Genomic DNA, 13,164 nt, shown 5'->3' with positions numbered 1-13,164 from the left:
GCATTAGATCCGCATGATAGCCGGGAGCTGACGGTGTGTGAGACAGGTCCGCAAGCAAAGCCCGATACCGCGGCGCGTGCTTGTGAAGCCGCTGCATGGTTACGGGCGAGAGTTAATTACATCTGAGCGTGATCCTGGCATGCTGTTTTGAGAGCAGTTTGATTATATCGTGTTTCAGGGTGTCAAAGGTGAGCGCATCGAGCGCTGCTATCAGCTTCTCCTGCATGGAAAAGGTGTGATCATCGGTGCCAATGGCTATCCACAAACGCTGTGAGCGCAGCCGCAGATTTTTGTCCTTTTCTGCAATCTGAGCGTGCAATGCCGCTTTCACCTGCGTCCATTGAGTGGCTTCATAGCCATCCAGCTGGGCAACTAAGTCAGCCATGTATTGGTGATGGCGTTGCAATAAAGTGTCACTGTCATAACTGGATGACTGCACGTAAAATGCAATGCCGGCACGGGTATTAAAGGGGGCGTAGCCCGCACCAACCAGATATCCCAGCTGCTGCTGCGTGCGCAGCGACTCAAAATAATCCTGACTGATCAGCTGATTAAACGCCATCACTTTGACTTTATCTTCGACACTGGCTGTGGGGGCCTGGATATACTCAACGAATGCGTGCTCCGCACCCGGTTTTTCAATGTGCACTTGCTGGTGCGAAGTGATTGGGTTGAGTGGTTTTTTCAGGTCGTCGAGAATTTCACTGTAGGCAAACAGGGCATGAAGCTGCTTTTGCATGTCGAGCGCATGATCCAGCTGCCAGTTGCCGTGCATAAAGGCCTTAATATGAATGGCCCTGAAAAAGTCCTCGCGAAACAGACAAAACTCATTGAAGCTGATATTTTTCAGCGCCTTGGCTAGCTGCTCTGGGGTTGGATTCCAAGGCATCAGATGTGCGCCCAATAAGCTGAACAGCTCGCTGACGGGTTTACTCTTATTGTGGTTTTTCCAGTGCCGGATCAGTTGCTTCTTATATTCAGCAAAGCGGGTTGCACTAATGGGTTGTTTTAGCAAGGCTTCGACCAGTTGCAACACGAGCTTGAGCTGACTGGCAGACAAGCCAGCGGTTTGCAGCGTTAAGCCGCCCTGATGAGAGCTGAGGTGGTAGCTCAAACCCGCCAGCTCTGCGGCATAAAATTGCTCGGCCACACTGTCCATAAATAGGTCGGCGAACAGCCGGGTCATGGCCATGCTTTTGTGGCTTTCTACTGAGCATTGCGAATCGATCTCCAGGTAAAAGTGGCCTTTGGTGACACGAAAGCGGGTGTCTTGCTTAAACCAGAAGGCAAACCCGGGTCTGTCGGTGAGCAGGGTTGGGGTTTTGCGACCAGGCTCTATGTCGTACAGACGGTTCTCGAACGCCAGATAAGGATTGGCTGCGGGCAAGCGCATCTCGGGCAGCGGCGTGGTAATGTTGGCCAGGGTTTGCAGCCACTCTGCATTGATGCGCTCGACCTGGTAAGGTGTATTATACCACTGTGCGACCTTGCGGGTGGCGTCGTTTTCACACGTGATGTCTGGGTGGATCAGGATCAGGCGCATATTGTGCGGTGACAGCAGGTCCATGAGCTCTTCATGCAGGGCATGATTGAAGGCGGTCATACAGTAATCACCGTACAGAATGTCGTCTTCGTCATAATGGTGCATATTGATGCTCAGGGCGCTGACCCAGTCGAGCAATTTACTTTGCTCCTGGTTTTCAAACGCCAGTTCCAGCAGGCGCTTTTTATCTTCATACAGCGCTGGTAAAGACGCGAGCTGTTCGGTTATCAGACTGATGTACTCAAACAGCATTTCGACGATGTCTTCATAGTATTCAATGCCATCGTCGGTCAGTGCAAAACTGATATTAAAGTCTTTAAAGTTACTGCCATCGACACCGCCCCCTGCGGACAGGGCATTGATCCAGCCATTTTTCTTTAAAATGGCGTACAGCGAGCCGTCGCCTTCATAACCCAGTAGGTGAGCTAAAAAGCTGAGGCTTTTAAACTTATAAAGGCGCTCAACATCGGGCATGGCAAAGCTGACAATCAGCTTTTGCATGTGTTTGCGCGGCTCTATGTGTAGCAGCAGCCCCAGGTCCTGCTGGCGATATAAAGGGACCTGAATGGGTGGCTTTGGCGTATTATTTCCGCCAATGGCACTAAAATAGCGCTTTGCCAGCCTGGCCAGCTCATCCAGGCTATGAGGCCCGGCTAAGACCAGGGTCATCCACTGCGCCTGATAGTGGGCGCCAAAGAAGGCTTCTATCTCTTGTTTAAAGTCTCCGCTGTGGTCGGCCAGCGTGTTATGGTTACCCACGGAGAACTTAGCAAACGGGTGGGCTGGGTTGACGGTCTCTTTGTGGACCTGAATGATCCGACGATTATCGTCTTTAACCTTGAGGTTAAACTCAGAGTCAATGGCGTTGCGTTCATCCTGCAGCGCGTCCTCTGCAAACAGGGGGGCGTAAAAAAATTCACTGAATCGCTCCAGAGCTTGTTCAAACAGCGGGGCGCGGCAATCAAAAAAGTAGCAACTGTGTTCGGTGCCCGTCCAGGCATTACTTTGCCCACCGGCCTGGCTGACAAATTGCGAAAATTCTCCCCGGACAGGAAAACTTTGGGTACCAAGAAACAACATGTGCTCAACAAAGTGCGCCATGCCCTGACGGCTCTGCGGATCGTCGAAATGGCCAACATTGATAGCCAGTGATGCGGCGGATTTATTGCTTGATGTATCTTCTACAAGGAGAACTTTAAGACCATTGTCCAGTGTCAGGTGACGATAATTTCTTTTATCATTATTACTCAGTTTCAATTGTGTGCCGCCGATATAATGGTTAGAGACGTGGCTGCTGTTTCCGGGCTACTGCTGGCAACCGACACTTTGAGTCGTTGCGATAGCCGGTCACCTCTGAATTAGCCTGTATTTAAACTTAAGGTTTAGGTGCTTTTGTTTTAATATAGCGGACAATTTGGGGCAATAGCTACAGCTTGCTTTTAATTTTCTTGCCAACTTTCGGAGTGCTATGAAAACAATTCTGATCATGCGCCATGGCGAAGCGGGTCCTATGCAGGCCAACGATGCAGCCAGAACACTGACATCGCGCGGTCATACTCAGGCTGTTGAGATGGGCCAGTGGCTAGCTCAACATTATCCGCCACAGGCTGTTCTTGCGAGCCCCTACGTCAGGGCGCAGCAGACGGCACAGGCAGTACTACAAAATAACTCAGTGTCGTTTGAGCAGACCTGCCAGGATATTGTGCCCAGTGGCAATGCCGCTGTGGCAATCGACTACCTGGAAACCTTGATAAGCATGCATGACACCCTGGATACCTGGTTGGTTGTGGCGCATATGCCCATAGTCAGTTATTTGGTTGACCAATTGGTACCGGGCGAAATGCCTATCTTTGCAACGGCCTCAGTTGCAGTGATCCAGTATGACCCAGAAACACTTAAAAGTGACTTAGTGAAGCTAGTAAATCCAACAAGCTAATAATTTGACCCGGTGCGGTCTAATGTCCTCCTTTTCATAACGGCGCTTTTATACAATGGCGTCGCTTTCATGACACCGGTTACCACCATTGGGCGGATGGTATCCGGTTGCATTATCTATAGTGACTAAACACGGTATCTCGATATGAGTCTGGCTTGCTTTGCAAACGGGTAAGCTGTGCTTTATCAGATAATATTGTGGCTGGTGTATGTTTTTCAGGGACGTCACTAGCGGGCTGTTGATGAAAACGAGACAATGACACCTGTATTTCAATTCGGTAAATCCTTTTCCTGCCATCATATAGGTAAGAGTTTGGTAAGGACAAATGTCCTTATTTTGAGGCTTTTTGTTGCGAAAAGTTGTTAACTCTTAGCTAACTTTCACGATATTTACAAAAATGTGGAAAATTTATATGCATAATTGCAGCAATTTGAAAATTTGCTGCTATAATTACGGCCGTCTCGTTCAGCCTCACCTAGTTGCTTTGCACTCTCGCTAGTGAGGTCCGCGCTGCTCGTCATTTGCGCGTAAAATTGAGCGAACCAGCCATTGTGATACGGCGCCCAAATCAAAACCGTTGAACTCAAGAGTGCATACAAAAGGTTAAATCCCAACATGAAAGCAATGAAAAGATCTACGTTAGCAACTTTAATCAATGCGACGTTGTTCTCTGCTGTAGCAGGTACTTCATTCTCTACGCTTGCAGAAGAAGCGCAAGCCAAAAGCAATCAACTGGAAGTGATCCAAATCACCGCGCGTAAGCGTGTTGAGAACGCACAAGAAGTGCCAGTTTCTGTGTCTGCTTTACAAGGCGACAACCTGGATGCATACAGCTCTGCTGGTATGGATATCCGCTTTATGAATGCGAAGATCCCGAGTCTGTCGGTTGAATCTTCATTCGGACGTACATTCCCACGCTTTTATGTTCGTGGTCTGGGTAACACCGACTTCGATCTGAACGCCTCTCAGCCAGTTTCATTGGTGGTTGACGAAGTGGTTCAGGAAAACCCTATTCTAAAAGGCTTCCCAGTATTTGATATTGCCCGCATCGAAGTATTGCGTGGTCCACAGGGAACGCTGTTTGGTCGTAACACGCCAGCAGGTCTGGTTAAGTTCGACAGCGTAAAACCAAGTCAGGAATTTGACGGCTATGCCGCGGTTTCTTACGGCAGCAACAGCTCAATTGACTTTGAGGGTGCGGCTGGTACTGGTTTAACAGACAAACTTTCTACCCGCGTCTCTGTATTGGTTCAGGACAAGCCTGACTATATCGATGTGAAAGCGCCTGGCTTTGAAAAAGAAGATTCACTGGGTGGCTACAACGAAATGGCTGCACGTGTACAATTTTTGTATGAAGGTGACGACTTTACAGGCCTGTTGAATTATCACGTGCGTGACCTGGACGGCCGTCCTATCGCGTTCCGTGCTAACCTGATTGAGAAAGGTTCGAACAACATTAACCCATTGTATGATAACGATGTGGTATACCATGATGCGGCATCCCGCTCTACTCAGGAAGTCGACACGCAAGGCCTGAGCCTGAAGCTTGAATGGGATCTGAAAGAGCACACTATTACCTCTATTAGTGGCTGGGAAAGTGCTGAAATATACTCTCGTGCAGACGTTGACGGTGGTTACGGTAATAACTTTGCCCCAACAATGGGCCCTGGCTTTATTCCGTTTTCTTCTGAAACAGCGGATGCCATTCCTGAGCATGACCAGTACACACAGGAACTTCGCCTTTCAAGTAACTTCTCGGGTGACTTCAATTATCAGGTTGGTTTATTCCTGTTTGAAGAAGACCTGACTATTGAGAGCTACAGCTTTGACACTGGCACATACGATGAAGCCGCTGGTAACTATGGCCTGCAAAACGGCTATGCGGTCCAGGAGCAAGAGACGTCGGCATGGGCACTGTTTGGTTCATTTGATTACAGCGTGTCTGAGCAGCTGGACGTGACACTGGGTCTGCGTTACTCAGACGACGAAAAAGATTTCTACGCAAAAAGAACGGATAACCCAACGCCTTGGAACGGTTCTCCAGACTTCCTGGAAGGCCGTGCGAATCCAAGTGACAGCCATGTAAGCTGGGATCTAAGTGCAACTTACAAGTTGACGGATGATGTGAACCTGTTCGGTCGCCTGGCAAACGGTTTCCGTGCACCAAGTGTTCAGGGCCGTATCCTGTTCGGTGACGTCGTCACTGTGGCTGAGTCAGAAACCACTAACTCAATCGAGTTTGGTGTGAAGTCTGATGTGTTGGACGGTCAGGGCCGTGTGAACGCAACCGTGTTCTACTTCCAGATGGATGACCAGCAGCTGACAGCCGTAGGTGGTGGCTCTAACTTTAACCGTCTGATTAACGCCGATAAAACGACTGGCTATGGTTTTGAGCTAGACACAGAGTGGGTGTTAACGGATGAGCTAAACGCGACCTTTAACCTGAGCTATAACAAAACCGAGCTGGAGGATGACACCTTGGCAGTTGCGGTATGTGCTCAGTGTACAGTCACTGATCCGACTTACACAATCCAAGGTCCAAACGGTCCTGAAGCGCGTGCTATTTTAGACGGCAACAGCCTGCCACATGCGCCAGAGTGGATCTCAAACGCCACTTTGCGTTACACCAAAGAGCTGGAAGACGGTGAATTCTTCGTATACACCGACCTGTCTTATCGCAGTGAAATCGACTTCTTCTTGTACGAGTCGATTGAATTTAAAGGTGAGGCGCTATTTGAAGCCGGTGTACGTGCGGGCTACGCGTGGAACTCGGGCGACAACGACTACGAAGTATCGGCGTTCGTTCGTAACTTGTTCGATGAGCAGGTGGTTATCGGTGGTGTAGACTTTAACAACAACACAGGTATGCTGAACGAAGAGCGCTTTGTTGGTGCTGAGTTCAAAGTGAAATTCTTTTAATTTCACCCTAAATTAAACTGAAAACCCGTGAATGGTCGCCATTCACGGGTTTTTTTATTAATACTGTCATGCAACTAATCCCCGGGGCTGGTAAAGTACGGGGAAACACAGAATTAAGAGGAAGAAACTATGTCCGCATTTTGGAATTACCGCGTTATCTATTGTGAAGCCAACAAAGATGCGCCAGAGCAGTATCAGGTACATGCGGTTGAGTACAATGAAAATGGTAAAGCGGTCAACTGGTCAGAGACCGGTGAGTCACCGTATGGTCAGAGCATTGATGATCTGAAAGCCGACTTTACCCGATTACAAACGGCATTCGATAAACCGGTGCTTAAAGTAATCCGCAAGCCACGCGGCTACGAGCTGGTAGAAAAAGACAGCGGTGAAGTTGCACACGAAACGCCACCGGCGAAGCCAGAATAACCCTATAAAATGGAGCACTAATGAGTTTAAAGGCAATCTTATTCGACTTTGATGGAACGCTGGCGGATTCGGAAGCGCTCCATTATCACAGCTGGCTACGCGTATTGGCGCCTTTTGGCATAGAGTACAGCGAGCAGGCATTTTGTGATGAGTTTTCTGGCGTGCCCACGCTGAAAACTGCCCAGGTGCTGCGGGAGCGCCACAAGCTGCCCTCGGATGCATCGGCATTATGTGAAGAAAAAAACCGCTTGTTTGTCGAGACTGCGGCCACCATGCAACCCAGGCTGATGCCTTATGCACGTGAGATCCTGAAATTTGCTGCACAGCAGGGCAAGCTGGCACTGGTGACTGGTAGTACCCGTGCAGAGGCCATTCCCGTATTAGAGCACTATGAGCTGCTGCACTTCTTTGACTGTATTGTTACTAAAGATGATGTGACTCAGCCAAAACCCCACCCCGAACCTTATCAGCAGGCTTTGCGTTTATTGCAGTTAGAGCCAGAGCAGGCCATTGCCATTGAAGACACCACAACCGGGCTGACTTCAGGGTGTGAAGCCGGATTACGGGTTATGGTTATTCCCAATCTGCATTCAGCAAAGCAGGACTTTTCCCGGGCGAGCTGGCAAGTATCGTCACTACAAGCGGCACAAGCAGTGCTGGCCCCCTTATTCAGTCAAGACTGATCCGCTCAAGAATAGTCTGCTCAGTTGCAGCTGGCGATTTTATCAGTCCGCGCTATGCTCATAGGGATTGAATAAATTAATCCCTGTCTACAAGGAGTGTAGCGATGAACACCAAACTGATAGGGTGGCTGCTGCTGGCGTGCCTGAGCCAGCTGCAATACACCTATGCAAATCCCACCCCAGCCGTGCAACTGGCCAAAGTCTACCAGGCGCAACGGCCGGTCACGCACTACCTGAGCAGCGAAAAATTCGATGGCGTCAGGGCCATCTGGGATGGCAGGCAGCTGCTAACCCGCAGTGGTCAGCCTATCAATGCCCCGCAGTGGTTTACCTCAGCATTACCCGATATCGCGCTCGATGGAGAGCTGTGGGCCGGGTATAAGCGCTTTGAGTTTGTCAGTGCGGTAGTGCGTCGTCATCGGGCATCGGAGCAGGACTGGCGTCAGGTACAGTATCTGATCTTCGATGCACCTGACATTGACGGCCCCTTTGCGCAGCGTTATCAGGCTTATAGTCGGCTGATAGATACGCTGGCGCAGCCACATATTCGTGCGGTTAAACAACATCATTTTGCCACCAAGGCTGAGCTGGATGGCTTTTTTGCGCAGGTTTTGGCACGCGGCGGAGAAGGGGTGATGCTGCATGAGCGCCAGGCAATCCATCAAAGCGGCCGAAGCTCGGCAATCCTGAAATACAAACCGTATTTTGATGCAGAAGCGCAAGTGATTGCGCATCTGCCGGGCAAAGGCAAATATCTGGGCATGATGGGGGCCATCCGGGTTAAAACCCCTGAAGGGATTGAATTTAAGATTGGCACCGGCTTTAGTGACGCGCAGCGCCGGGAGCCGCCTCCGATTGGCAGTCAGGTGACTTACCGCTATCAGGGAGTCACCAAATTTGGCAAGCCCAGGTTCGCGCGCTTTTTGCGTATCAGGCAGCCTTTGTAAAAGGTCGGTGGCAGTTCAGTTGTCCCAAGCTTTTACTTACCACCGCGCTGTGATACAGTGCGCGACCTTTTTTATGGTCGTGAGGTGACAAATGATAGCTGGATTTGATTACGGTAGCTCTAATTGCGCAATCGGTGTGATGGATAACGATAACGTGACGCTGGTACCGCTGGATCAGGGCAAGCCTTATCTGCCGTCTACGCTGTATGCACTTCACAACAGCCTGGTGAGCGAGTATGTGGCGCACAACCTGGCGGGCTCTGCACTGGCTGCGGATTATCAGAGCGCACGTAAACCGTTATTAAACAGTGCAGCAATGGCACGACGAGAGCTGGATTTAACGCCTGGTGAGCAAGGCGTGTTTGTCGGGCAGCAGGCCATAGAAGAATATATTGCCTTTCCGGAAGAAGGGTATTTCGTTAAATCGCCCAAGTCTTTCTTTGGTGCCGTGGGTCTCAAGCCGGCGCAGCTGGCATTTTTTGAAGACATTGCCACGGCCATGATCATGGAGCTGAAGCGTCGTGCTGAACACCACTTACAGCAAACGCTTAGCCACACAGTGATTGGTCGTCCGGTCAACTTTCAGGCCATTGGCGGGGAGCAAAGCAACCGCCAGGCGATAGATATCCTTACGACTGCCGCAAAGCGCGCCGGATTTAAAGAAGTGGCGTTTTTGTATGAGCCGCTGGCTGCGGGGATCGATTACGAGTCACGTCTGAACGAGGACCAGCAGGTGCTGGTGGTGGACATTGGCGGTGGTACCAGTGATTGCTCGTTCGTACAGATGGGACCGGGCTTTCGCGATAAAGCCGATCGCAGCGCCGATTTTCTGGCCCATACCGGCAAGCGCATAGGCGGGAATGACCTGGATATCGCGCTGGCTTTTCATACTCTGATGCCGGTTTGCGGTCTTGGCAGCCAGTTTACATCCGGCCTGCCGTTGCCAAACCCGCTGTTCTGGCAGGCATGCAAAATCAACGACATTCAGATGCAAAGTGATTTTTACAGCGCACAAATGCAGCGAGAGCTAACAGGTATGCTCAGAGATGTTTGTGAGCCTGAAAAGCTCGAGCGATTACTGAAAATTCAGCGCAATAAGATGACCCATCAATTTGTCCGTCAGGGAGAGCTGGCCAAAATTGCGTTATCCGATCAGGATTCATACAGCGCGCAGCTGGACTTTCTCGATAAGGCCCTGAGTGTCGACATCAGTGCGCAGGAAATGGCTGAGTCGGTGGCCAGCTGTCTTGAGCAAGCGGCCGTGCTTGCTGAGCAGGCCATTGCGGATGCAGGCAGGCGTCCTGATGTGATCTATCTGACGGGTGGTAGCGCTCAGTCTCCGTTGTTAAAACTCGCGCTGCAACAACGTCTGGGCGACATTCCTATGGTCAATGGTGATAACTTCGGTAGTGTGACCGCTGGCCTGACCAAATGGGCCAGCCGTTTATATCAATAAATAGTCGCTCTTATAGCGCCAGACGATCTGTCAGATATTGCTCGTAATCGGGCAGCTGGCGCTCAATGGGGGTGGTCATCATCATAGATGACAACAACATATCTGCGGTCGTTTCATTACAGGCAACGGGGATGTTCCACACCGCGGCCAGCCTAAGCAGTGCCTTAACGTCTGGGTCGTGCGGCTGTGAAGCGAGCGGATCCCAGAAGAAGATCAGCATGTGAATTTCACCTTCAGCTATTTTAGCACCGATCTGCTGATCGCCGCCCATCGGACCGCTGAGCAGCTTAGTAACGGCTAACCCCGAGGTTTTTTCTATGAGGTTACCGGTTGTCCCCGTGGCATACAGCTGGTGCATAGCGAGCTTGTCCAGGTGTGACTGACACCAGCTTACCATGGCCTGCTTTTTGCCGTCGTGCGCAACCAGCGCGATGCGTTTTTTAGCCGGAATGACCTGCGACTTGGTATCCATACTTACCTCATAATAATAAATTAATTGCCAGTGCGATAAAGATAAAGGCAGAGATCCTGTCTATCCAAATAGGCGCACTGGGGTGAGCGCGAAAATAACCGGCGATTTTATCGCCGCTGTAAACATACACACAATCAATGGGAAAGGCCAGAATTGGGTAGAGTAAACCGAACATGGCAAGTTGTACCGTGGTCGATGTGCTCAGGCTCTGATCGACAAACTGGGGAATAAAGGCAATAAAGAACAAAGCAACCTTAGGGTTTAGCACTTCGGTCATCATCGCCTGAAACATCACATTTTGCTGCTTTTTATTGCTGACGTGGGGTTTTTCTTCATCGCACTCATTCGACTTGGACAGGGTATCTTTAAACGTGCGTATACCCAAATAGGCAAGGTAAGCGGCACCTAAATATTGCACTGTGGTGTAGGCGGTCTCAGATGCTTTGAGAATGGCCGATAAGCCAATTACGGCAAAGAGTGTGTGTATAACGCCACCCAGGGCAAAGCCAAATGCGCTCTGCATACCGGCTGAGCGGCCATTGGTAAAGGTCTGAGCCATTAAAAACGCATTTGAAGGACCTGGTGCAATGGCAATAATAAAGCTGGCAAATAAAAAGGAGGCGAGTAATTCGGGGTTCAGCATGACGGGCTCTGTTTGGTATTATTGCGCTTAGTGTAACCAGCTTAAAGAAAAAAGCCCATAAAAAATGCGGACATATGCCCGCATAAAAAGGTAAATCTTGGTTGGGAGATACCAACTTTGTCAGGTGCTCAGGCGCACATTACTCGTGCACCATCACACAGACACTTTGGTATCAGAACACAACAGTCTGAGTCTCAGAGCAAGCCGATGTGCTGCCTTGCTCACAAACCTGGTAAGTGTAGCTACCACCACCTTTGCCACTGATGCTATCTGTGTAGCTATTATCATTGCTGGTTGTGACAATCTTGCTACCGTTACGGAAAATATCTACCTGAGATGTTGAGGCGCCTTGCCAGTTCAGGTCTACATATTTGCTGCCTTTTGATTTGTACCCGTTTGCTGTGAGTTGCAGGTCGCCACCATTACCGCCACCGGCACAGCCATTGGCAGTCAGATACGCATCTGCGTCTGCTGCTTTAACAATGCCGTAGCCAAAGTACACATCTTTACCTGCCGCACCGCTATCCTGTGCCGTTGCTTTGAGTGCGGCGCGAATTTCCTGGCCAGTACACTCAGGGTGGTTTGACCAAACCAGGGCTGCAATACCAGATACAGCCGGTGTTGCCATTGAGGTGCCGCTCATCAGGCCATAATCCGATGTACCAATCACAATGTTTGCGCTGGAAGATGCCAGCAGGGCGGTGCGGTCTTCAAATGCGGCGCCAATTGCCGGGATGCTCGTGGTATTGGTATCACCCAGTGTGCCGTACAGCATGCCTGCTTCATTATTGATAATGATAGCGCCGATGCCGCCAGAGTTCTCACAGTTAGCGACTTTGTCGTGGAAAGAAATATTGCCCCTGTCAATCAGACAAACTTTACCACTGGCGCTGGCGTCGATGGCTTCCGCGGTGCCCATAAAGTATACGGACGCAGTAACGCTGCCACTGTTTTCCATCGCGGATGAAGCAAATGCTGTCCCGTCAACGCTCAGGCTGGATGAGGTTGCCAGGCCAGCCGGGTAAGTAGACAAAGTATCTACGCCACCGGCCGTTATTTCAACACATGTGGTTTCATCTTCACCGGCATTTTTCCCTTTGCCACTTTGACAGCTTGGGAACTGAGAAAAATCAGCAATGTTATTGTCGGCATCATTTGCACCCACCATCATGACTGACGGGTAGCCCGCCGGGTAAGAGCGTACATTGTTACCATCGTTACCTGCTGCTGCAACCACCAGGCCGCCCGCATTATTAAAGCTTTCGAAGGCATTTTCTTCGGTGCTGTTTGCGCCGCCGCCACCCAGGCTCATGCTGATGATGTTGGCACCTGCCTGGCTACACAAGTTGGCTGCGTGAGCCAAGTCTGAAGAGTAACCCCAGCCTTCAGCGTTGAATACTTTAATGATGTGCATGTCTACACCGGGTGCCATACCAATCACACCGATATTATTGTCCGCAGCACCCACAGTACCGGCTACGTGCGTGCCATGTGGGCCACCATGCTCATACCAGTTACCCGTGCCAGAGTCATTGTCTCCGGTGATGTTACCCCAGATAAAGTCCGGGTTTGACATGTCCAGACCAGAGTCGATAACGCAGACTTTCATACCGGCATTGGCGTCAAAGGTCACCTGGTTGGCTTGTGACTGATAATACGCATAAGGGGCAACCTGTTGCTGCATCGGGTCGCCGGCATCATCGTTGTATAAGCCCATCAGCTGACGCTTTTGATCTACTTCAATCAGTTTGATGTGCGGGTTGTTTAGCAGCCCCTTTACTTCACTAAGCTCTTTGCCGCTAAAAGTGGCTGCCAGGAAGCCATCACCGTCAATGTGCAGCTCTGCACCCATCTTTTTAGCCAGGGCTTTGACTACGCCCTTCTTGCTGTTATCTACCTGGATGATGTATCTGTCGTCGCTGGCTTGTGCGGTGGCGGCTGCGCACAGGCCGGCCAGTAGTAGTGAGGTTGTGAACTTGTTGAATTTCATTCTTGTTATCTCTTAGTTTTAATTATTTTAACTTGGTTACATTGCTAACGTCCGGTTAACTGTAATTAAGATAAACGTAATATTGCGCTAACGTAAAGAAGTATTTTTCCTCTAGGGTGGAACTTTTAGGAATTAATTATTCTTTATTT

Annotated in this window: 10 protein-coding genes; 6 read left to right on the top strand and 4 right to left on the bottom strand. The window is 50.1% G+C overall.

What is annotated here, in order from left to right; translation table 11 throughout:
- Positions 1–112: 112 nt before the first annotated feature.
- A complete protein-coding gene (locus tag C3B51_RS01230) occupies positions 113–2,800 on the bottom strand; it encodes an insulinase family protein (protein WP_130243898.1) in 2,688 nt (895 codons plus the stop codon).
- 211 nt (positions 2,801–3,011) lie between these two features.
- Here C3B51_RS01230 and sixA point away from each other — a divergent pair, with 211 nt between their 5' ends.
- The 6 genes from sixA to yegD all read left to right on the top strand — a co-directional run bounded on the left by sixA (position 3,012) and on the right by yegD (position 9,910).
- Positions 3,012–3,479, top strand: coding sequence for a phosphohistidine phosphatase SixA (gene sixA, locus C3B51_RS01225; RefSeq protein ID WP_125716221.1), 468 nt, complete (start codon positions 3,012–3,014; stop codon positions 3,477–3,479).
- Positions 3,480–4,094: 615 nt separating this feature from the next.
- Entirely contained in the window at positions 4,095–6,398 is a 2,304-nt protein-coding gene (locus C3B51_RS01220; protein ID WP_125716222.1) for a TonB-dependent receptor, read from the top strand.
- A 129-nt stretch (positions 6,399–6,527) separates the two neighbouring features.
- The gene (locus C3B51_RS01215) at positions 6,528–6,824 is read left to right on the top strand and encodes a hypothetical protein (RefSeq protein ID WP_125716223.1); all 297 of its coding nucleotides are present in this window, start codon (positions 6,528–6,530) and stop codon (positions 6,822–6,824) included.
- Between the two features lie 20 nt (positions 6,825–6,844).
- Positions 6,845–7,507, top strand: a complete 663-nt coding sequence (locus C3B51_RS01210; RefSeq protein WP_130243897.1) for an HAD family hydrolase — start codon at positions 6,845–6,847, stop codon at positions 7,505–7,507.
- A gap of 104 nt (positions 7,508–7,611) precedes the next feature.
- Complete coding sequence (locus C3B51_RS01205; protein ID WP_130243896.1) at positions 7,612–8,454, top strand: DNA ligase; 843 nt, start codon at positions 7,612–7,614, stop codon at positions 8,452–8,454.
- Positions 8,455–8,545: 91 nt separating this feature from the next.
- On the top strand, positions 8,546–9,910 hold the full coding sequence (yegD, locus tag C3B51_RS01200) for a molecular chaperone (RefSeq protein ID WP_125716226.1): 1,365 nt from the start codon (positions 8,546–8,548) through the stop codon (positions 9,908–9,910).
- A gap of 10 nt (positions 9,911–9,920) precedes the next feature.
- Here yegD and C3B51_RS01195 read toward each other — a convergent pair whose 3' ends face one another.
- From C3B51_RS01195 to C3B51_RS01185, 3 genes are all read right to left on the bottom strand, one after another.
- Entirely contained in the window at positions 9,921–10,382 is a 462-nt protein-coding gene (locus tag C3B51_RS01195) for a methylglyoxal synthase (RefSeq protein ID WP_125716227.1), read from the bottom strand.
- Between the two features lie 7 nt (positions 10,383–10,389).
- On the bottom strand, positions 10,390–11,025 hold the full coding sequence (locus C3B51_RS01190) for a LysE family translocator (RefSeq protein WP_125716228.1): 636 nt from the start codon (positions 11,023–11,025) through the stop codon (positions 10,390–10,392).
- A gap of 172 nt (positions 11,026–11,197) precedes the next feature.
- Positions 11,198–13,015 carry a S8 family serine peptidase gene (locus C3B51_RS01185; RefSeq protein WP_130243895.1) on the bottom strand — a complete coding sequence of 606 codons (1,818 nt, stop codon included), beginning with the start codon at positions 13,013–13,015 and terminating at the stop codon, positions 11,198–11,200.
- Positions 13,016–13,164 lie beyond the last annotated feature (149 nt).

This window comes from Pseudoalteromonas rubra (assembly GCF_004212645.1).
GTDB lineage: Bacteria > Pseudomonadota > Gammaproteobacteria > Enterobacterales > Alteromonadaceae > Pseudoalteromonas > Pseudoalteromonas rubra_G.
This window is presented reverse-complemented; position numbering and strand designations above follow the sequence as displayed.

Bases quoted from the DNA above. Each gene is read 5' to 3' on its own strand.
- sixA (WP_125716221.1), top strand. From the start codon at position 3,012: ATGAAAACAATTCTGATCATGCGCCATGGCGAAGCGGGTCCTATGCAG.
- C3B51_RS01220 (WP_125716222.1), top strand. From the start codon at position 4,095: ATGAAAGCAATGAAAAGATCTACGTTAGCAACTTTAATCAATGCGACG.
- C3B51_RS01215 (WP_125716223.1), top strand. From the start codon at position 6,528: ATGTCCGCATTTTGGAATTACCGCGTTATCTATTGTGAAGCCAACAAA.
- C3B51_RS01210 (WP_130243897.1), top strand. From the start codon at position 6,845: ATGAGTTTAAAGGCAATCTTATTCGACTTTGATGGAACGCTGGCGGAT.
- C3B51_RS01205 (WP_130243896.1), top strand. From the start codon at position 7,612: ATGAACACCAAACTGATAGGGTGGCTGCTGCTGGCGTGCCTGAGCCAG.
- yegD (WP_125716226.1), top strand. From the start codon at position 8,546: ATGATAGCTGGATTTGATTACGGTAGCTCTAATTGCGCAATCGGTGTG.
- C3B51_RS01195 (WP_125716227.1), bottom strand. From the start codon at position 10,382: ATGGATACCAAGTCGCAGGTCATTCCGGCTAAAAAACGCATCGCGCTG.
- C3B51_RS01190 (WP_125716228.1), bottom strand. From the start codon at position 11,025: ATGCTGAACCCCGAATTACTCGCCTCCTTTTTATTTGCCAGCTTTATT.
- C3B51_RS01185 (WP_130243895.1), bottom strand. From the start codon at position 13,015: ATGAAATTCAACAAGTTCACAACCTCACTACTACTGGCCGGCCTGTGC.